Annotated in this window: 16 protein-coding genes, 2 pseudogenes and 1 other annotated feature; of the genes and pseudogenes, 8 read left to right on the forward strand and 10 right to left on the reverse strand. The window is 37.9% G+C overall.

All coding sequences use genetic code 11. The features are described from left to right. The first annotated feature begins 17 nt into the window (after nucleotides 1–17). The 3 genes and pseudogenes from CP352_RS04130 to CP352_RS04140 all read left to right on the forward strand — a co-directional run bounded on the left by CP352_RS04130 (nucleotide 18) and on the right by CP352_RS04140 (nucleotide 3,551). Nucleotides 18–718: pseudogene (locus CP352_RS04130) on the forward strand (ABC transporter ATP-binding protein). A 9-nt stretch (nucleotides 719–727) separates the two neighbouring features. Further along, complete coding sequence (locus CP352_RS04135) at nucleotides 728–3,268, forward strand: ABC transporter permease (RefSeq protein WP_180706819.1); 2,541 nt, start codon at nucleotides 728–730, stop codon at nucleotides 3,266–3,268. Between the two features lie 46 nt (nucleotides 3,269–3,314). Then, nucleotides 3,315–3,551 (forward strand): hypothetical protein, encoded by a 237-nt coding sequence (locus tag CP352_RS04140; RefSeq protein ID WP_005721863.1) that lies wholly within the window; start codon nucleotides 3,315–3,317, stop codon nucleotides 3,549–3,551. 102 nt (nucleotides 3,552–3,653) lie between these two features. Here CP352_RS04140 and CP352_RS04145 read toward each other — a convergent pair whose 3' ends face one another. Beyond that, nucleotides 3,654–5,270 (reverse strand): polysaccharide biosynthesis protein, encoded by a 1,617-nt coding sequence (locus CP352_RS04145; protein WP_089143213.1) that lies wholly within the window; start codon nucleotides 5,268–5,270, stop codon nucleotides 3,654–3,656. 289 nt (nucleotides 5,271–5,559) lie between these two features. Between CP352_RS04145 and CP352_RS04150 the strand changes: the two genes are divergently transcribed. Next, a complete protein-coding gene (locus tag CP352_RS04150) occupies nucleotides 5,560–6,510 on the forward strand; it encodes a GH25 family lysozyme (protein ID WP_005719986.1) in 951 nt (316 codons plus the stop codon). Nucleotides 6,511–6,581: 71 nt separating this feature from the next. On the opposite strand, the pseudogene CP352_RS04155 reads toward CP352_RS04150, so the two are convergent. From CP352_RS04155 to CP352_RS04195, 9 genes and pseudogenes are all read right to left on the reverse strand, one after another. Beyond that, nucleotides 6,582–7,291, reverse strand: a pseudogene (locus CP352_RS04155) (DUF975 family protein). Between the two features lie 315 nt (nucleotides 7,292–7,606). Further along, the gene (locus CP352_RS04160) at nucleotides 7,607–8,548 is read right to left on the reverse strand and encodes a serine hydrolase (protein ID WP_098034878.1); all 942 of its coding nucleotides are present in this window, start codon (nucleotides 8,546–8,548) and stop codon (nucleotides 7,607–7,609) included. Then, nucleotides 8,548–9,834, reverse strand: a complete 1,287-nt coding sequence (dltD, locus tag CP352_RS04165; RefSeq protein ID WP_089145286.1) for a D-alanyl-lipoteichoic acid biosynthesis protein DltD — start codon at nucleotides 9,832–9,834, stop codon at nucleotides 8,548–8,550. Before dltD ends, CP352_RS04160 begins: the two co-directional genes overlap by 1 nt. Then, nucleotides 9,827–10,066 carry a D-alanine--poly(phosphoribitol) ligase subunit DltC gene (dltC, locus tag CP352_RS04170; protein ID WP_005719981.1) on the reverse strand — a complete coding sequence of 80 codons (240 nt, stop codon included), beginning with the start codon at nucleotides 10,064–10,066 and terminating at the stop codon, nucleotides 9,827–9,829. Before dltC ends, dltD begins: the two co-directional genes overlap by 8 nt. A gap of 36 nt (nucleotides 10,067–10,102) precedes the next feature. Then, nucleotides 10,103–11,341 carry a D-alanyl-lipoteichoic acid biosynthesis protein DltB gene (dltB, locus tag CP352_RS04175; protein WP_098034879.1) on the reverse strand — a complete coding sequence of 413 codons (1,239 nt, stop codon included), beginning with the start codon at nucleotides 11,339–11,341 and terminating at the stop codon, nucleotides 10,103–10,105. Then, nucleotides 11,341–12,855, reverse strand: a complete 1,515-nt coding sequence (dltA, locus tag CP352_RS04180; RefSeq protein ID WP_089145288.1) for a D-alanine--poly(phosphoribitol) ligase subunit DltA — start codon at nucleotides 12,853–12,855, stop codon at nucleotides 11,341–11,343. The genes dltB and dltA overlap by 1 nt, the downstream gene beginning before the upstream one ends. Nucleotides 12,856–12,870: 15 nt before the next feature. Beyond that, complete coding sequence (locus CP352_RS04185) at nucleotides 12,871–13,023, reverse strand: teichoic acid D-Ala incorporation-associated protein DltX (RefSeq protein WP_054832847.1); 153 nt, start codon at nucleotides 13,021–13,023, stop codon at nucleotides 12,871–12,873. 148 nt (nucleotides 13,024–13,171) lie between these two features. After that, nucleotides 13,172–13,468 carry a hypothetical protein gene (locus tag CP352_RS04190; protein WP_013087054.1) on the reverse strand — a complete coding sequence of 99 codons (297 nt, stop codon included), beginning with the start codon at nucleotides 13,466–13,468 and terminating at the stop codon, nucleotides 13,172–13,174. A 25-nt stretch (nucleotides 13,469–13,493) separates the two neighbouring features. Then, the gene (locus CP352_RS04195; protein WP_089143206.1) at nucleotides 13,494–14,630 is read right to left on the reverse strand and encodes a YncE family protein; all 1,137 of its coding nucleotides are present in this window, start codon (nucleotides 14,628–14,630) and stop codon (nucleotides 13,494–13,496) included. A gap of 583 nt (nucleotides 14,631–15,213) precedes the next feature. Between CP352_RS04195 and cbpB the strand changes: the two genes are divergently transcribed. From cbpB to CP352_RS04225, 4 genes are all read left to right on the forward strand, one after another. After that, the gene (cbpB, locus tag CP352_RS04205) at nucleotides 15,214–15,684 is read left to right on the forward strand and encodes a cyclic-di-AMP-binding protein CbpB (protein WP_089145290.1); all 471 of its coding nucleotides are present in this window, start codon (nucleotides 15,214–15,216) and stop codon (nucleotides 15,682–15,684) included. 128 nt (nucleotides 15,685–15,812) lie between these two features. Next, a complete protein-coding gene (locus CP352_RS04210; protein WP_089145718.1) occupies nucleotides 15,813–17,675 on the forward strand; it encodes a heavy metal translocating P-type ATPase in 1,863 nt (620 codons plus the stop codon). Nucleotides 17,676–17,820: 145 nt separating this feature from the next. Beyond that, a complete protein-coding gene (locus CP352_RS04215; protein WP_060461825.1) occupies nucleotides 17,821–18,477 on the forward strand; it encodes a hypothetical protein in 657 nt (218 codons plus the stop codon). Between the two features lie 60 nt (nucleotides 18,478–18,537). Then, nucleotides 18,538–18,594: a sequence feature (sodium ion sensor (DUF1646 type); this cis-regulatory element may regulate processes involved in with the transportation of sodium ions), on the forward strand. Nucleotides 18,595–18,632: 38 nt separating this feature from the next. After that, nucleotides 18,633–19,802 (forward strand): cation:proton antiporter, encoded by a 1,170-nt coding sequence (locus tag CP352_RS04225; protein WP_013087058.1) that lies wholly within the window; start codon nucleotides 18,633–18,635, stop codon nucleotides 19,800–19,802. Nucleotides 19,803–19,833: the final 31 nt, after the last annotated feature.

Consider the following 19,833-nt stretch of genomic DNA (forward strand, 5'->3'; position numbering starts at 1 on the left):
CTAGAAAGCTGATTATGATGGCTTACATTAACTTAAAAAATAATACTAAAATTTACCAATCTGGTGACACAACCATCTATGCCAATAAGAACATTACTTTTTCTATCGATAAAGGCGAACTAGTCATTATTCTCGGCTCATCAGGAGCTGGAAAATCTACTTTGCTTAATATTTTAGGCGGAATGGAGCCAAATACAAGTGGCGATGTAATTGTAGCGGGAAAAATATTGCAAAATATAACGCTAAAGAATTAACTACCTATCGGCGCAACGACGTTGGCTTTGTTTTTCAATTTTATAATTTGATTCCCAACTTAACAGCAAAAGAAAACGTTGAATTAGCTGCTCAAATTGTCCCTGATGCGATGAGCGCCGCTGATGCCTTGCAGTATGTTGACCTAGGGCGACGAGAAAACAATTTTCCCGCTCAACTATCAGGCGGTGAGCAGCAACGTGTGGCAATTGCCCGAGCCATCGCTAAAAAGCCAGCCTTACTTTTGTGCGATGAACCAACCGGTGCCCTTGACTATAAAACAGGCAAACGAATTTTAAAAATTTTGCAAAATATGAGCCGGCAAAATGGCTCGACGGTCTTGATTGTAACTCATAACGCCGCTATTGCCCCAATTGCTGATAAGGTCATCCGTATTCACGATGGAAGTATTCAAAAAGTCCAGCATAATCTACATCCCGCTGACATCAGTACAATTGAATGGTAGGTGAGCGACATGCAAAAAACTATTCTATGGAAAGATGCTTGGCAAGCAATCATTCATTCACTTGGCCGTTATATCGCCATTATTCTATTAATTGCACTGGGGACTTTTGCTTTTACAGGCTTAAAAATGGCTGGTCCTGATATGCGAACAACAGGGGCAGACTTTTTTGCCAAACATAACTTAGCTGATGTCACTGTCACTTCAAACTATGGCATTAATTCAACTGATCGCCTTACTATTCAGAATTTACCGGAAGTAAAAGAAGCTACCTTCGGCTATTTTCAAGATGTTAAAATTAAAAATCAACCTGATACGCTCCGCATCTTTTCTCAATCAGATAATCTTTCAAGTTATGAATTGATTAAAGGTCATTTTCCTAAGAATAAAACAGAGATTGCACTGTCATATTTATTGCAGAAAAAATATCGCTTGGGGCAAAACATTACTTTTAATAAACCTGGCATTTTAAAAAATAAGACTTACAAGATTGTTGGCTTCGTCAAAGCTAGTGAGTTCTTAGATAAAAATCAAATCGGTCAAACCAACATTGGCAGTGGCCATTTAACTGGAATTGCGGTTGCTAATCATAACGCCTTCGCCGCACCAGTTTATCAAATTGCCCGAATCATTTTCAAAAATACCGCCAATTTAAGTCCCTTTAGCATAGCTTACCGCAACCGTGTTTATAACGATCAAACCAAATTGCAAACTGCTTTAAACCAAAATCGAGCCGACAAATATGACAAATATCGGGCCATGTATCAAAAGCAATATCGACAAGCTACAGCTAAACAATTACTTAAACGTGGCATCGTAGTTAACCCGGCGCAAATTAAAGTACCACAAAACAAGCTTAAAATTGCTTATCCTAACTACGTAATCAACAGCCGTGAAGAAAGTCAGGGTTATGCTTCTTATCGAGCAGATTCTGAACGAGTTGAAGTTTTGGCTAATGTCTTTCCTGTTTTCTTGTTTGCTGTAGCGGCTTTGGTCAGCTTAACTACAATGATGCGTTTTGTTGAAGAAGAACGGACTAATATTGGTACGCTAAAAGCACTAGGCTATGGTAATGGAGCAATTGCCATTAAGTTCTTGCTCTATAGCACCTCAGCTGCAATTTTAGGTGTTATTCTGGGGGCTAGCTTAGGTTACACCTTTTTGCCTAACTTAATCATCAAGGCCTATTTAGCTAGCTCAACCTTAGGAACTGATTACCAGCTGAATTTTGCTTGGGGACCACTATTAATTTCATTGACGATTGCACTACTTGCAACAACCGTCGTTTCAATGATTACTTTAGCTCAAACTCTGCGTGAACAGCCTTCAGCTTTACTTTTACCTAAACCACCTAAAAATGGTTCACGTATTTTACTAGAATATATTCCATTTTTATGGAAGCACATGAGCTTTTCAGCTAAGGTAACAGCCCGCAATATTTTCCGTTATAAGAGCAGAATGCTGATGACCATCCTAGGCGTTGCTGGTTGTACTGGATTACTAGTAATGGGATTTGGTATTCGTGATTCGCTACAAGGAATTGGCAATATTCAATATTCTGAAGTACAAAAAAACGATGTTATCGCTTTGAAGAATCGCCATGTTAACACGACTGAGCGACAAAAATTAAACAAAATTTTTACCAGCCATGATGTTACGCAAACTACTGCTGTACAATATCAACAATTGACTAAACACCTTGATAGCACTGGAGCAACTGAAAATGTAATGCTAATTGCGCCACAATCAACTAAAAGCTTTAGCAAATCTATCAATTTGCAAGAACGTCAAAGCAAGAAAAAACTTGTTTTGTCAAATAATGGTGTAGTCATTTCAGAAAAATTAGCTACTATCTTGCACGCTCATAAAGGTTCAACAATTTCCTTAAAAAATGAACATGGGAAACTACTTAAGTTCAAAGTTAGTGGAATCTGCGAAATGTATCTCGGTCACTATATCTTTATGAGCCCAGCTGAATATGCCAAAGCAACTGGCAAAAAATTTACTACTAATGCTTATTTAGTAACCATGGCCAAACATTCCCCAGGAAATATCAGCCATATTAGTCAAAAAATGATCAAAACAGGCGCAATCGAAACGGTTGTCTCAACTTCATCAAATAGAGAATTGCTGAGCAGTTTTACTGGTAGTCTAAATGAAGTCATTCTAATCCTAATTTTAATTTCAGGGATGTTGGCCTTAGTAGTCATCTATAACTTAACTAATATCAATGTCGCTGAAAGAATTCGCGAATTATCGACTATCAAAGTGCTAGGATTTTACGATAATGAAACAACGATGTACATTTATCGCGAAACAATCATCTTATCGGCACTAGGAATTATCGTAGGCTTTGGCTTTGGGTGGTGGCTACACCACTTTATTATCACTAGTTTGCCACCAGATGTCGCGATGTTCGATCCGAATATGTACCCGTTGAACTTCGTCTTCTCTGCGCTAATTCCCGCTATTATCACCGCTATTTTAGCAATTGTTGTCCATCACAAGATCAAGCGAATCAACATGCTAGATGCCTTGTCCTCCATTGATTAAGCGCTGTTATGCTATAATAATCACTATAGAAAAGGGTGGAAAAAACATGCCAAGAAAGCACTTTGAATTAAACAGTGATGTTAATAAATTAATCGAAAAATATGATGAAATTAATAATGTTGATTTCAATAAGTTAGTTAACAAGGCCTTGAGATTCTACCTTGTTAATCAAATGAACTACAAAGATGTTCAAGACGCCCTGAATAAAGCTGATAACGAAGCTTCTAAGTATATTGATGAAGCAATGCGTTCCAGCATGGGTGATATTAATCGAAATTATTAGAACATAACTAATCATGGAAAAAGCCATCTGTTTTGACAGCAGGTGGCTTTTAGTATTCATTACAAGATAATTTATTATAAAAACAACTAATTGATAATTTCTTTACTCAAAATGCTTATACCGATAATATCGATAACCTATCTTTTTACCAAAAATCGTCTCCGAAGTTTTCATCCAATTAGCCAGCAAAACATAAATGCCTAAAAAGACTAAACCGAAGATTGCTAAATAACCAAAACTACCAACACGGCCTAAGTCGTTGAAACGATAGCCAAATAAAATTTGGTAAACAAAGAGCAGGATAATGTAAATCTCGTTTGAAACAATGATCGGCAACAAACTCCCCATCTTAACGCCATATGTCTTATTAAGCTTGTGATAACTGAGCCAAATTACCAGTAAGAACGAAATATCAGTTGAAAGAATTGCACCATCTGCATTCATGAACATAGTCATCGGTACTTGCAGAATTATTTTTACTAAGACACCTTCAACCATATAGATCACAGCCAGTTTGTTCATGTTCAAAGCTAAAAGCAGTGTTAATGAATTCATCACCAAACCAGCAAACAAACTTTGAACAATATTTTCAACCAAATAATACGCACCTAAACTATCGTGTGAGAACAAGACCGTATAAATTGGAGAAGCCGCAAAAGCACCAAGTGCAACAACCGGAAGCAAGACAAATAATAGTAGTCTATAGTTCTCTAAAAGCAGCTGTCTAATGCTTTCTTGACTATCATTAGCCTTATACTTAAGCCCTGCTAAAAGCGGCAGACTAGTCTCAGAAACGGCTGTCGCAAGTGAAATAATCACCGTGGTAATCTTGCTTGGATTAGCCGAGAAAATTGTGTACAAGTAACTAACATAGCTTTTACTCATATGACTGAAGCTAATCAGGATTTGTTTAAACAAAAGTTGATCAACTAATTGCGTAACAGTAATGAACGATCCCAGCAAAACAAACGGAATTGAGGCATACCATAAGTTAAGCAAACTACGAGAAACATTATTAAGTGCTCTGGGCTCGCTATTTTCAATTAATTCTCGGTAATGTCCCCACTGCTTGCGCATATATGCAAAAAGATACAGGTAACTAGCTATAGCACCAACACAGGCGCCAAACACACTGAAATAAACCGCCGTTACGTAATCATGATGGAAGACTTCAATAATCAACAAAGTAGCCAGCAAAATAAACAAAATTCGAGCAAATTGTTCCCATAATTGGGAAATCCCATATGGCTTCATATCATTATTTCCCTGAAACCAGCCTCGAACCATACTCATTGATGGCAGAATTACTACGGCTGGCACTAATACTCGAATAGAAATTGTTGCACTAGCCACTGAATCCACTGGACTATTTTTGGCAATCATTGGTGCCGTCACATAAAGCAAAATACCACACGCTATTCCCATGACCAGCATAATAGCGAAGCCTAATTTGGTAATGTACAAACTGTCTTTATATCTATTTTGCGAATTTAATTGCGATACTTCCCGGGCAATAACTGAAGGAAGTCCTGCCGTCCCAATTGATAAAAACAGCGCATACGGCGTATATGACGAATTGAACAGCGCCTGTGCGTTTAATTGGTTGTGGTAGCTTCCCAGCATAATTAGCCAGGGAATCAAATAAACAACCCCGAGAATTCTAGATACAATGCTACCAAACGATAGCCAAAATGAACCGGATAGGATTTTTTTATTCAATAGAATAGCCTCAAATCTACGTTAGTTTCTCATTGTGCCTTCTTATTATACGTGGATTTTATAACTTTGTGGGAAATATGTACCAACTAGTTACCCTTTTTTAACAAATTTTTCAGCTCTAATAATACAAATCAGTTACATTATTTACTATATTGTTACCCAGCCTTTAATTTTACGTTAGACCCCTTGACCTAACCTTCTTTAATTATTATCCTTAAAATGTTTCTGTTAAAGGTCATAATTAGACAAAAATAATAATGTATTAAGAATATTCATCGGGGGAATTAAGTTGTCATTCAAGAAAAAGATTATCACTAAATTAGCTTATGTTGCTATGCTTTCAACTACTGGCGTTGCCGCAGCTGCAATCGTGCAACCACAAGCACATGTCCAAGCTTCTACCACTTCAGTTGCTGCTCGCTCACTCGGAATCGATGTTGCTAGTTACCAAAGTGCTGATCTTTCAGCTCACGCTAAAAGCGGTGCTAAGTTTGCTGTTGTTAAAGTAAGTGAAGGTACCAGCTACAGAAATCCTAAGGCTAGTGCTCAAATCGCTAGTGCCCGCGCTAAGAATATGATGCCAATGGGCTACCACTTTGCTACATTTTCTGCTAATAGCGCTGCTGCTAAAAATGAAGCCAACTACGCAATCGCATCAGCTAAGGCTGTTGGTCTTGGTGCTGGCTCATACCTTGCATGTGACTATGAGTCAGGTGACGGCAACAATATCTATGGTGGTAAGAATCCTACTGCTAATGCAATTAATGCCTTCATGAGCAAGGTTAAAGCTGCTGGTTACAAGCCACTTCTTTACGCTAGTTCATCAGTTTTAAGAAACAACATTAACACTAACTCTGTTGTTAACAAATTCCCTAACTCATTATGGGTTGCTGCATACGCTGTTTCAGGTCGAGTAGACAATCCTAACTTTGACTACTTCCCATCAATGAAGGGTGTTTCAATTTGGCAATTTACTGACAACTGGCGTGGTCTTAACGTTGACGGTAACATTAACGTTTTACCTCTTACTTCATCAGGTAGCGCTGTTTCTCAAGCACCTAAGAAGGCTCGCGTATTAAAGAAGAAGGCTCATGTATACAACAAGGCTGGTCACCGTACAGGCAAGACTATTAAGAAGGGCACTTCTATCACTACCCATGGCAAGAAGAAAACTATCAATGGTAAGAAATACTACAAGATTGCCAAGAATCAATACATTAGATCAGCTAACCTTTACTAAAAAGGCAAAATAAGTCATCAAAAAATGCACCAGGTAGAAATTACCTGATGCATTTTATTTTATCCAATTTTTTACTTGGCGAATTGTTCACCAGCTAAGTTACGGTAGAAGTTCGCCTTAGCTTGACGGTAATATGGGTTAACCCACAATAAACCGATCCCGCAGGAAATAATACCAAGTAGCCACCAGCCGATGAAACTTAAATCAAAAATAAACAAGTCCATCTTATGGCCGTCCATCAACTTACGACTAGCACTGATGGCTTCCGTAGCAGTTGGCTCATGACCACTATCTAGCATGTCACGCAAGATATATGGTGTCATTGCATATGAATAAGCCTTGATCAGCCCTGGAATAATCAGTAACCAAGTCCACAAAATAAGAAAAATTTCATACAAAATATAAGTTAAAAAGTTACTCTTAAAGTTTCTGGTAAATGGACTAAAGATACCTGAAAGAACATTTTCCTTAGTACCATTATCTCTAAAATGCAAGATAGTATAAATTACGCCCCATGTGATTAAGCCAATTGCAACTGAAACTACCTCAGCCATGCAAAAGGATTAACTCTTACTTTATCTAGGTACATCAATTCAGCATTGTTACCGAAGCGGCGGACAATACCGTACACGATATCTTCGCCCTTTTCAAAAAAGTTTTCGATATCGGTCAAAATATAAACGATTAGCCAGCCAACAAATGACAGCAAAACTGCCCAGCCCCAGTTACCACGTAACTGGTCTCTAGCTTGTTCTTTTAATTCTTTTCTTGTAGTAGCCATTTTCTCTCCTCCTCACTTTTCTAATCATGAGTATTGTCGCCTAAAATCAGGGCAGAATCAATTAAAAGCACATCAAAAAAGCCTAATTCCACCAACATCGGAACTAGGCTCACACAGTGTTGACCGCCACTCTGACCACATATAGAAGATAACATTTTCGCTACCGGAGAAAATGACTACTAATAGCGACGGTACATGATAGATTTTAGCATTCAACTACCTAAAAAACAAGCAAAAAGACGGGTTGAATTAGCGGAATGGATACCAAAATTTACGGATAAAAAAGACGAGGTCTAAACCTCGTCTTCTTCATTACTAAAATTCAAGCATCATCGTCATTGCACGATTGATCTTCTTTTTAATCTTTTTAAACTCACCAGAAGCAGTATGATTATCCTGCAAAATGATCATGTTCTGGCCATCTTTAGTTGCCCGCATAAAGGTATAATACCCTTCACCAGCACCATTAGCAGCTTTATAATGCTTTAAATTATAAAGTCCACCATTGTAATAGCTAGGAGCCTGACCCTTGAACAGAACTTTTCTACTCTTGTTAGTCAAAATCTTACCAGCAAGAATATACTGCATGGTCTTAGCTAAATCTGCGTTAGACATTACGATTGAACCAGCACCCAGCTCATTGTGAGCATCCTTAACGGCTTTAGCATGGTTCACTTTGACATATTCACCCTCACGCATTTCATAGCCTGGTACCCAATGACTAGCCAATAACTTAGCCTTGTCTGACCACAAGAATTCACTATGGGTTAGCTTCAGTGGCTTGATATATGTGTCATGGAACAATTGCTCGTATGACTTTTTCTCAAGCTTGGACAAGATTCCACAAAGGAAAATATAGTTTACTGAAGTATAGTGCCACTTACCTAATTTGCTAGCATCAAACACAGTATATTGTGCATCATGCTTGATATTCTCTTCATCAGAGATAAACTCAGGCGTACCTAATTGTTGACCAGCTTTCAAATCCAGCCCTGATGTCATATCAATTAAGTTGCTAATCTTGACTGAACTAGCACCATCTACATTTGGGTAGAATTTTGAAAGTTTATCGCTAAGCTTCAACTTTCCTTTCTCTACCTCATGCATCACCATTGCAGCTGTCATTGACTTTTGAACTGAATTGATCAAATAGCTAGTGTCAGGTTTATTGTCCGTCGCATAATTAAGCAAAACTTTGCCATGATTTATTACTAAAACTGAGCCTTTAACGCCCACATGGTCAATAGCCTGGCGCACTATTCCGCTTTTAAACGGTCTTTATTGCTTAAATCAACTCGCTTAACGTTATCCTTGTTTTGCCACTTCTTGGAGTAGAAGTAGTTAGACATATCATAGTCATAACGCTTATTAGGTTCCTTCATGAATGGACGAACAGCTTGATCAACTGCAACCCAGCCTTTCCAGCCTAGGTGAATAGTATCTTGCATAAAGTACTTTTCATTGCCTCGTCTTGAAAGATCTGCAATATTTTCAAAGCCTTGACTGGTTAACTGGTGTTCCATCTTGGCAACTGATTCTTGGTACATCTTGTTGGACAAACCAGTGTACTTCATCCACTTACCATTAATTGGTGGAATAATGAACAAAACATTGGTATGTTGCTTAGCGAATTGTTCCAACATCAATTGGAAGTCACCATATTCAACTGAGTGTACATAGTCAAAGTTGCGTTGACTACCCTTCAAACGCTTTAAGACCTTCTTTGGCAAACGGGTCCGATAGAAGGTGTTGTCAATTCCCAAGTTATTTGAAGTAGTATGTGCTGCAGCTTGTTCCTCAGCTACTTTATTTAAAGCAGCTACGGAATATGCCCCAGGTAATACTTTAGCCTTCTTTTGGATCTTATTTACACGGTCACGTAGTTGGAATGAGCTGAAGAAATTATCTTCGTTACGCAACATTCGACGACGGTTTTGTAAATAAAATTTTTGGAAGCTAGTCAACTTCTTGCCTTGAGCAATTTGCTTCAGACTATTCTTGATTTCACCTTTTACATCTGGCATTTCCAACAGACGTTTAGCTGCATAACGATCAGTTTTATTATTTTTCGCACTGAGCAAGAAATTACATGCTTGCAATGGTGAATAATACAATGCAAAGGCATTAGGATCTTGACCCCGCTTAGTAAACCATTGTGGTGAAATGATCACAACAGCCTTCTTGTTTCTAAGCTGCTTAGCTGTTCCTTGCATCCCCAAGAACTGAGCCAAAGATTGACTACCCGGTCCACCTAATAAGAATGGACGGTAGTTTCTATGATACTTTTCCGCAATTACACTAGGGTGAAGTGGGTCGAATCTTGACAACTCACTTGAACCATAGAATGGCACGTAGCCATCTTCAAAAGCTTCCTGCTTCATTGTGCTGCCCTTGAAGACAGTTGTGTTTTGTGAAGCTGCAGCCTCGTAAATCGTTTGCTTAGAAAAAGTTCTTTCCCAAGGAATAAGGAAAACAACTAACAAAAGGATAAAAGCGCAAAGAACTGGGCCAAAGATTTGCCACAGCCGGCGTTTATTACTCATTTTCTAAGCTTTCCACCTTTGCCACAATCTTGTTTGGAGTGTCCCATTCTTCACGGTTAAATTCTGAAACAGGAACATCAATATCAAACTTTTCTTGCAAGTTCAAAAGCATTTGTACACTTGCCATTGAGTCCATCAAACCATTGTCAAAGATGTTTTCATCCATTTGGTCTGATAAATCTTCACCAGTTAAGTCATTTAAAATATCTAATACGCCTTGTTTTGTATCCATAATTAATACCTCTCAAAAAACAACTCAATACTTATTCTACTTCCAACCGAACCATAGTTGACTAAGAAATCCTGAGAAAATCAAGAAACTGAAGCAAACTACGTTAAAGGTTAAGAAAATGGCGAACCATTCAGTAAACTTGTTAGATGGAATTTGCTTCTTATGCTTTCCCTTAAATCTAAGCCACATATCGTTGATACAAATAGCTGAAGCGTGGAAGATACCATAAACAATATAATACCACGTTAAGCCGTGCCAGAAACCCTGGATTAAGAACAACAGGAAGTAAGAAACTTGTGACAATCTAATTCGATTCTTAAACAATTTTTTCTTCATTGCAAAGAAAGAGAATCGCATATAGATGTAGTCACGGAACCAGAATGACAAAGTCATATGCCAACGATTCCAGAAATCTTTAATGTTCTTAGAAATAAATGGCTTATTGAAGTTCATTGGGGTATGAATACCCATGAAGTATGAAATTGATACGGCAAATAATGAATAACCTGCAAAGTCAAAGAACAAGTACATGCTGTAACAATACATGTAAGCAAGTACCCACCATGAAAGCTTCAAACCACCGTTTGCATTACCCACGGCTAAAGCAGCGACACTGATTTTTGGTAGCCAATAAGTACCGAAGAACCAACCAATAATAAATTTATATAAAAAGCCTTGGAACAAGTATCTAACCGCATATTGCAGATCAGTAATATATGCATCACGTGTAGGTACCTTATCATAATCTTTTTTAAATCTACGGTAACGGTCAATAGGACCTGAAGAAATAGTTGGGAAGAAGAGTAAGAACCTTGCATAAGTAATCGGATCTACCTTCTTAATTGCCCCATCACGCATTTCCATAATAACTTGTACTGTCTTAAAGGTTACGTATGAGATTCCCAAGAAACCAATGACAAAGCCAATTGAGTTATCAGGAAAAGCGGTCAAATATTTAACTGCGGCTAATGGAATAATTGCCAAAATCACAGCCAAACTAAAGATCCAAGTCTTATTTTTACCGTGGTGACGATAATACTGATAAGCAAAGGTTAAGGCAAATTCGTAAACCAACCAGATTAACAGGTTAACCCCTTGCTCCCAGTGATCACCATCAAAAATCAAGAACAAGAAAACAATTGAAAAAATTGCTTCATATGTCTTGAGTCGATGACCGTAATAAAGCCCAACGATAATCGGAATTAAAGCGATCATCAAATAGACAAAGTATTGCGGGTTGGAATAAGGCTGTAAGTTAATGAAATTAAAATTCACTACTTATTAACCTCCTTAATTACCGCCTTAATATCTACCTTGCCGTTTTGCGAAATTGGTAACGCATCTTGGTAGACATAACGTTGTGGAATCATGTAAGGCATGACGTTCTTAGCTAGATCCTCACGAATCATCTTGGTTAAAGTGGCATCAGAGTATTGACGACGAACGCCTTCTTTTAATTCGATTTCGGCAACGATCTGCTTAACGGTATGATCCTTATTGTACTTAGGAGCCGCAACGCCATAACGAACCAACTTGTTCTTTGTTAAGTAGAAATTAATTTCCTCAAGTTCGATTCTATAGCCGTTAAACTTAATCTGGAAGTCAATTCGACCGCGGTAAAATAGCATATCGCCATCAAAGAAACCAGCATCCCCACTCCGGTAGCTACGATACTCAGCACCATCTTCATGGAAAAAGGCAGCTTCAGTCTTTTCAGGATTGTTCATATATCCTTTAGAAACACTAGGACCACTAATGATAATTTCACCTTCGCCAGGCTTATCACCCTTAGAAGTATCAATTGTAATCTTAGTGTCTTCTTTAACCTTACCGATTGGCAAACGGTCATACTTTTTAAGAACTTCATCAGTAATTTCAACTTGAGTAACAGCAACTGTTGTTTCAGTTGGACCATAGGTGTTGAAAATATGACTATCTGGGAACTTCTTCTTAAGCATCTCAGCTTCACTGTGTGGCAATTCTTCACCACAAAACAAGAAATGACTTAAGTCTGGATGGTGTTCTGCATCAAAAGTCTTGTCCAAGAAGCACATCTGTGCAAATGACGGAGTTGATACCCAAACATTGAACTGCATCTTTGGCAAAGTTTGGAATAATTTACCAAAGTTTTGAGTAACATCATGAGGCAAAACTACCAACTTACCAGCAGAAACAAGTGCTGGATAAAGACTCATTACTGACAAATCAAATGAGTAAGGTGCTTGTGCCAAGAAACTTGGATGTTCTGGCAAATTAAAGTCTGACAACTCCCAGTTAACGAAACTAAGCAAATTGTCGTGACTAATTTGTACACCCTTAGGCTTACCAGTGGTACCTGATGTAAAGATAATGTAGTAGTTGTCATCACCTTCAACGAAGTTCTTCTCGTCAACTTCAAAATTGCCGTCTTCAACTTCGCTAGCCTTAAGAACCTTAACATCAGTTAAATCAACTTCTGGTAACGGATCAATTTCCAAAACTAGTGGTGACTTAGAAACGTCTTGAATCATCGTTAAACGTTCTGCATTAGAATAGCTAGCAATTGGAATATAAGCGTGACCTGACTTAACACAACCAAGAAAACTAGCAATCATTTCAAAAGTTTGTCCGCCCCAAATCATAATTGGAGCATGCTCTGGAATATCTAAGCTAGCAATTTTATGTGCCCACGCATTTGAACGCTTTTTAAGGTCACCATATGTATTAGTTTCACCGAGATAGTCGTAAACAACACGATCTGGTTCGTTTGCGGCGATCTCATCAATTTTCTTAATAACATCTTGAATCATGTGATAGCACCTACCTTAAAATTCATTATAAATGAAGTGAACAGATGTTAGTCCACTATATTCATATAAATAGATAAGAGCCATCAGGATTCCAAAATAAACAATTGTTTTCAAAACAAACATACCAATACGTTTGCCTCGAGAATCAACCTTCGTCTTTTTATTCATTTTTTCTCCCTTAGGTAATCTTACTTTTGCTTTTGCCCTATATTACTACAAATAGTGGCAACAAATGCACTAACAGCTTATATTTTAACAAATTTAAACTTTTTCTTAAATCTTCAGTTATTTGTTTCAAATTGCGAATGCGTTTTCTTTACTGTTGTCTCTTGCAATCCCGATAAGCAAAAAATAATGGAATAAAGATAATAATTGCCACAAAAATTAATGCAAAAATCATCAAACGCATTACATTTTGTGGTTTAGCCCACATCTCACTTTTCGCGGTTGCCAACAAAAATGCCGCAAATAATGCAATGATAACTACTTCGCCTAAACAAAAGACTAAATGCGTGCTTTGCCACAAATACAAATACGTTGTTGCTGGAAATAAGCAAAACCAGCCTGAAAAACGTAAAAGAAAAATCTCTCTTTTCCGGTAGTCAATCTTCATTTTTCTTTATTTGTTCCTTTCTTGATTAGTTACCAAACAATGCATTTATATTCATCGATAAAATACGGTCCATAACGACGATCTCTGGTCTAGCATAGATCTTTGACCCAGATTCAAATACACAAAGCAGTTGACCTTTATAAGCAGTAATTTGTTCTAAATACGGTGGCATGGTAATCACCAACTCCGCATTTTTTTCGTCCAGAGCATTCAAAGCTGAGGTGGGAAAAACATAAAGCTTTGAATCACCACTACCATAAGATTGACTCAAAAAGATCTTATTTTGATAAATAGCAATCCCCTGAATTTGCTTATCCATTGACGTTTCACCAGTTGGATCGGACCAGCGTAGCGTTCCTGTAACGGATTTAACTTCATTATTAGTAATCGAGCCGCGATTTTTACCGCTACGTGCAATTGTATAAGCTGCAACCTTGCCGCGACCATACATGTTAAAGAAGCCTACGAACAGTTGACCATCATAATAGGTTACAGTTGAGGCTTTTTCAACCGCTGGAATCGCAATTTGATACTTATATTTAATCGGTATTTGGCTACCGGCTTTGTAAGACTTTAATTCCGCCATCGAAAAAGCAGCTAGCGCCGATGACCTTCCCATTGATCCAGTTACCCAAATATTTTTAGCAACCGGATCATAAGCAATGCCACCTAAGTGCGGCCGCCCTGCTACTTGAATTGTCTTGAGATATTTACCAGTCTTTTTGTCCAAAACATAGACGACTGAAGCATGTTCGTGTTCCCCATCATAGGCGGTTAACAAAATATACTTACCAGCTATAGTAATCCCTTGCGGTGTCATCGCAGTAGCTGTATTTACCTTTTTAGTTTTAAAATCATAGCTTTTGGTCGCCAGCAGTCCTGGTAAAACAAAGTCTTTTCCATCCCACGTGCGTGGTGGAACGTAGTTAGATACCTTATTAATAAAGGAATATTTTTCACGCAATGCCTTTTGATAATTAGAGAAATTATGCCAAGCAGGACTAGTATTTGTCCCATCTTTAGCAAGTTTTTCCTTTGGCCGTTGCCGAATCATCTCCTGCTTCTGCCACCATTGGTAACCGAAATAGCCTCCTGTTCCAACTCCTGCTAAAAGAAGAAGCACTAAAAAGAAGCGCAAGATTCTTTTACCAAACTTCTTCAAAAGATTACTCCTTTCTCATTTTTGTTTTGCTATGCACCTAATTATAGCGAAAAATAATTATTTTTTTGCTTTTAGCCCTTTGCTATAAGCAATTTTTACTAAAAAGATAATTTTTTTGCAAATAAAGCACATTCGTCACACTTTTTTCACAAATTAAGGTTATACTATTAAGTGTAGTGAGGGAGAACAATTCCTCTACTACAACTCAACTTTTTTGTTTTTCATTCATACTCCTCCAAGTAAATAATGAAAATAAAAAGAATTGACTTACTCCAATTAGTCAATTTCATATCTATCCCTTTCGGCTCACGTGCGTTGCGTGAGCTTTTCTTATGTCTTAATTTCTTCTCAAGTAAATCTTTACCTTTTCATAATAATTTGAACATTTTTACTTCACATTTACCCAGTATTATATAAATCGTAGCAAGGTGGTAGAAACTTGCTACAATACTCCCACTTTTTTATTTCATTCATTCTTACTCCTCCAAAGTAGATGAAACTAATAAGGTCCGCAAAAACTTGCGGGCCTTTTCCTTTTTCAGCACTTTTTTCTGTATAATTAAGGTAGAAATGAGGTGCCGCTATGTTTTCACCATCAATCAAACATTTAATAGAAGAAAAATCTGGTTCATTTTTAATCCCTGCTAGCCGAATTGCCTTTGTCCAAGCAGACAATCCTCTTTATCATGCCTTTTTGATTTTGACTAAGGTTAAATATTCAAAAATTCCAGTTTTAGACAAAGAAAAACGAGTCGTTGGCCTGCTTAGTTTGGCAATGATTACGGACAAGATGCTGACGACTGATGAGATCTCCACTGCCCCTTTGGATAAATTAAAGGTCGAAGATGTAATGCAAACTAAGTTTGATAAAATAAACTTCATTGAAACTACCCTAGAAACGCAACTGCATCTGTTAATCAATAATGCTTTCTTGCCCGTTGTTGATGATCGCGGCGTGTTTCAGGGACTACTTACTAGACGCGAATGGATTAAGGCATTTAACTATGTAGTTCACACTTATGACAAACACTACGAAACAAAACGAATAAAATAACCTCCAAGCAGCCTTTAAGGCTGCTTTTTTTAACTCCAACATTTATTGAGCAAAAATGTGTCCAGACCAATAAAGAATGTTAGAATTAAGCGGTAGACAGATATGTTTGTATTTTTGGGAGGGCAATTATGAAAAATTTAAAACGTCAATGGAAGTTTATTGTCGTTTTGATTGCTGGTGCAGTTGGATTAATTAGCCAATTTGCATTGCATTCAAAGAGCCTCTTCTCAATCGGGAATCTTCAATTTCCAGTTCATGCCATCATTATTGATATCATTGGTATCTTGATGGCAATTTCTTTACTATTGGAAATTTTCCACGATTGGAAGACAGGCCGTTACGGCGTAGACATCCTGGCTGTTATCGCTGTTGTTTCTACCATATTGATTGGTGATGTATGGGCTGAATGGATGATTTTGGTAATGATGACCGGTGGTGAAACGCTGGAAGATTACGCAACTGGTCAAGCCAACAAGGAATTACGTGCCTTGCTTGATAAAACGCCACGTATCGCCAACAAGTTAGTTGACGGGAAGATCACCGAAGTTAAGGTTGATGACCTGCAGGTCGGTAATACTGTTTTGATCAAGCCAGGTCAACAAGTTCCTGTCGATGGTCAAATCGTTAAGGGCACTTCAAGCTTCGACCAATCTTCATTAACTGGTGAATCAGTTCCTGTGACCAAGAACCCTGGCGACGACTTAATGTCCGGTTCAGTGAACGGTGATGTGGCGGTAGAGATGAAGGTAACTAAGGCTGCTAAGGACTCAGAATATCAGTCTATTGTTGCGTTAGTTAAGTCTTCACAAGCTCAACCTGCTAAGTTCGTTAAGATGGCTGACCGGTATGCCATTCCATTTACTATCATTTCATTAATTATCGGTGGTGCTGCTTGGATCGTTTCTGGGGATGCAACAAGATTCGCGGAAGTTATGGTTGTTGCTTCTCCATGTCCACTGTTGATCGCTGCTCCTGTTGCTTTGGTATCAGGGATGAGCTCAATGTCAGCTCACCATATCATCGTTAAGTCAGGTCCAACACTTGAAAAGTTGGCCAAAGCTAAGACTTTTGCCTTCGATAAAACCGGTACCTTGACTGAAAACCAATTGATCGTTGACCAAGTGGTAGCTGCTGATGATTCAGTTGATCAAAAAGAATTACAAAGCTTAGCTGCTAGTGTTGAACAACAATCAAGCCACGTTATTGCCAGTTCCTTAGTTAAAGCTACTAATAAGGATTGGATTCATGCAGTTACTAACTTGAAAGAAACGACTGCTCAAGGGGTCGAAGGCGATGTTGACGGCAAGCACGTTAAGGTAGGTAAATTATCTTTCGTTGCTCCAGATGATGAAAAATTAGATGTTACTTCAACTGCCGTCTACATTTCAATCAACGGTAAATTCGCAGGTTATATTACCTTGAAAGACAAGATGCGTCCTGAAAGTCCTGAGACTATCGCTCGTCTTCGTCGTCAAGGTGCCGAGGACATCATGATGCTTACCGGTGACCACAAGCAAGTTGCTGAAAAAGTTGCTAAAGAAGCTGGTATTACTGATGTTCGCTCAGAACTTTTGCCATCACAAAAAATTCAAGCTATCAAAGATGTACCTAAGGATCTTCGTCCTGTCGTTATGACTGGTGATGGTGTTAACGACGCGCCTAGTTTAACTGCCGCAGATGTTGGTATTGCCATGGGGGCTAAAGGTGCTACTGCTGCCAGTGAAAGTGCCGATGCTGTTATCATGGTTAACGATATTTCTAAAGTTAACGATGCAGTCGCTATTTCTAAACACACAATGAAGGTTGCTAATATCGATGTTTTAACTGCAATTGGTGTCGTTATTATCATTGAATTGATTGCCTTCACTGGTGTTATCCCAGCCTTCTGGGGCGCTATTTTGCAAGAAGTAGTCGACATGATTACGATCAGCTTAGGTTTACTTGCTAAGACTAAGCCAAGTGATAAGCAATTTGGTTTGGAAGAAAAATAGACTAGATGTGAAGAAGCTCCAGAATCGATTTGGTTCTGGAGCTTTTTTATGCATTACTTGTATTTCAACAAAATCATAGTATAATCATGATCAACAAATGAGATTATGAATAAATAATTATAAATTATATTGGAAGGATGATTTGATGAACAATACGAAAAAATTTATTCGTTCACGGCGAATTTCTAGCATCCTTCCCTGGCTAGGTATTTTAGGTGTATTAATCCTAGTTTTCTCTCTTATCATGCATGGTTTTTTATTATTTTTTACGGAATTAGGATTTATTGCTAATTTTTATTATTTTATCGATGAATATAATTGGGTAGCAGATCGAATCATGTTTGATCGTGAATTACTAATAACCCATGCTCGAGATAAAATGGTCTATCTTGCCATGACTATTTCTACAGTACTTGCATTAATCAATACAGCTATTTTAGCCTATTTGAGACACCAGAGCTTTATCGCTTTTTGCATTGGTATCTGTTTCATTAGTGGTCTTTATTTTGCTAGTCGTCTTGCAGAAAATATCCTAGTTATTCTGCATATTGCATTTAACAATTGGAAAAGATTTTATATTTTAGTAGCTGCTATAACTATCATCTTGACTAGCTTTAGCATTGTGCTGCTCTGTCTAAACCTATTTGCTTACTTCATACTATTTGCACTTATTTGTACTGGCTACGTATTGACTTATCATATTTTAATTGAACTTTACAATCGAACTAAAGGAAATCTTGGTGGACACAAATACTTCATCGATTTACCCGATAAACGTTTTGATTCTAAATTTAAATATTAGATCTATTTGCATCTAAGTTAAAAAACTATTAAAATTATACTCAACTAAATAATTTTTAGTGGTTGGGTTTTTATCACAATAAAAACTTTCAAGATTCGCTTCTTTGGGTCAGGAAGCACTTGAAAGTTTTTTGTTTTTTTACAGAAGGGGAAAATATGCATTTTTTAGGACAACTTATCTTAATCCTCTTAACTACAGTTTTGCTGGGGCAATTATTCGCCCGCTTCAATATGCCTGCAGTTATTGGACAACTATTATCAGGAATTTTACTGGGACCAGCTATCTTAAATTGGGTTAAGCCAAATGATATCATCAGTCTATTCTCCGAGTTCGGGGTTATTCTGCTGATGTTCTTAGCTGGGCTTGAGAGCGATCTAGATTTATTAAAAAAATACTTCAAGCTAAGCTTTACTGTCGCCACAGTCGGCGTTATCCTACCCGTTGTTTTCATGGGCTTAGCCAGTTACTTCTTTGGCATGCGCCCTCTTGAAGCACTCTTTATTGGGATTGTCTTTGCAGCAACTAGCGTTTCTATCTCCGTTGTGGTGCTGCAAGAAGCACACCAACTGCACACCCGTGCCGGCACAGCCATTTTAGGTGCTGCCGTAGTTGACGATATCTTAGCCGTGGTTGTTCTGAGTCTATTCACTACATTCAGTCATGAAGGTGGCAAGAGCGGCTTAACTAATAACTTTTTGCTTAATATCTTGATTGAAGTAGTTTACTTCGTAGTTGTTTGGCTGATTTTTAAATTTGTTGCGCCATACTTTATGAAAGCTTCTGAAAAAATCGACGTTGACTATTCCGTCGTTATCGGTTCATTGGTTTTAGCCTTAACCATGGCTTGGGCCGCTGATTTTGTTGGTCTTTCAGCTGTTGTTGGTGCATTTTTCGGTGGTTTAGCAATTCGTCAAACACCACAATACAAAGAAGTTCACTCTTCTGTTTCCGCAATCGGCTACTCTGTCTTCATCCCCGTCTTCTTCGCTGATATCGGTCTTTCAATGACTTTTGCCAGCTTTTTCAAGGATATCTGGTTCATTATCGTTATGACCGTTTTAGCTATTTTATCAAAATTCTGGGCCGGAAAATACTCCAGCGAAATCTTTGGCTTCAATAAGAATGAAGGCAATATCGTCGGTGCTGGAATGGTATCACGTGGTGAAGTTGCACTGATTGTAGCGCAAATCGGAATTAACCACCATCTCTTCCCTGAGGATATTTATTCAAGTCTGATCCTAGTAATTATCGTTACTACAGTTATTTCGCCGTTTATCTTGAATTACTTTATTAAAAAGCAACAGAATTCTACAGAATTTATGTAAGCAAAAAAATCCAGTCAAGGCTGGATTTTTT

The sequence above is a fragment of the Lactobacillus sp. UMNPBX1 genome (assembly GCF_002554085.1).
In the GTDB taxonomy this organism is placed as follows: Bacteria; Bacillota; Bacilli; order Lactobacillales; family Lactobacillaceae; genus Lactobacillus; species Lactobacillus crispatus.

Excerpts from the sequence above, each read along its gene's own strand:
- dltC (WP_005719981.1), bottom strand. The coding sequence starts at position 10,066 with ATGGATACAAAACAAGGCGTATTAGATATTTTAAATGACTTAACTGGT.
- cbpB (WP_089145290.1), top strand. The coding sequence starts at position 15,214 with ATGTTTTCACCATCAATCAAACATTTAATAGAAGAAAAATCTGGTTCA.
- dltA (WP_089145288.1), bottom strand. The coding sequence starts at position 12,855 with ATGATTCAAGATGTTATTAAGAAAATTGATGAGATCGCCGCAAACGAA.
- CP352_RS04185 (WP_054832847.1), bottom strand. The coding sequence starts at position 13,023 with ATGAATAAAAAGACGAAGGTTGATTCTCGAGGCAAACGTATTGGTATG.
- CP352_RS04140 (WP_005721863.1), top strand. The coding sequence starts at position 3,315 with ATGCCAAGAAAGCACTTTGAATTAAACAGTGATGTTAATAAATTAATC.
- CP352_RS04135 (WP_180706819.1), top strand. The coding sequence starts at position 728 with ATGCAAAAAACTATTCTATGGAAAGATGCTTGGCAAGCAATCATTCAT.
- dltD (WP_089145286.1), bottom strand. The coding sequence starts at position 9,834 with ATGAGTAATAAACGCCGGCTGTGGCAAATCTTTGGCCCAGTTCTTTGC.
- CP352_RS04190 (WP_013087054.1), bottom strand. The coding sequence starts at position 13,468 with ATGAAGATTGACTACCGGAAAAGAGAGATTTTTCTTTTACGTTTTTCA.
- CP352_RS04210 (WP_089145718.1), top strand. The coding sequence starts at position 15,813 with ATGAAAAATTTAAAACGTCAATGGAAGTTTATTGTCGTTTTGATTGCT.
- CP352_RS04215 (WP_060461825.1), top strand. The coding sequence starts at position 17,821 with ATGAACAATACGAAAAAATTTATTCGTTCACGGCGAATTTCTAGCATC.
- CP352_RS04225 (WP_013087058.1), top strand. The coding sequence starts at position 18,633 with ATGCATTTTTTAGGACAACTTATCTTAATCCTCTTAACTACAGTTTTG.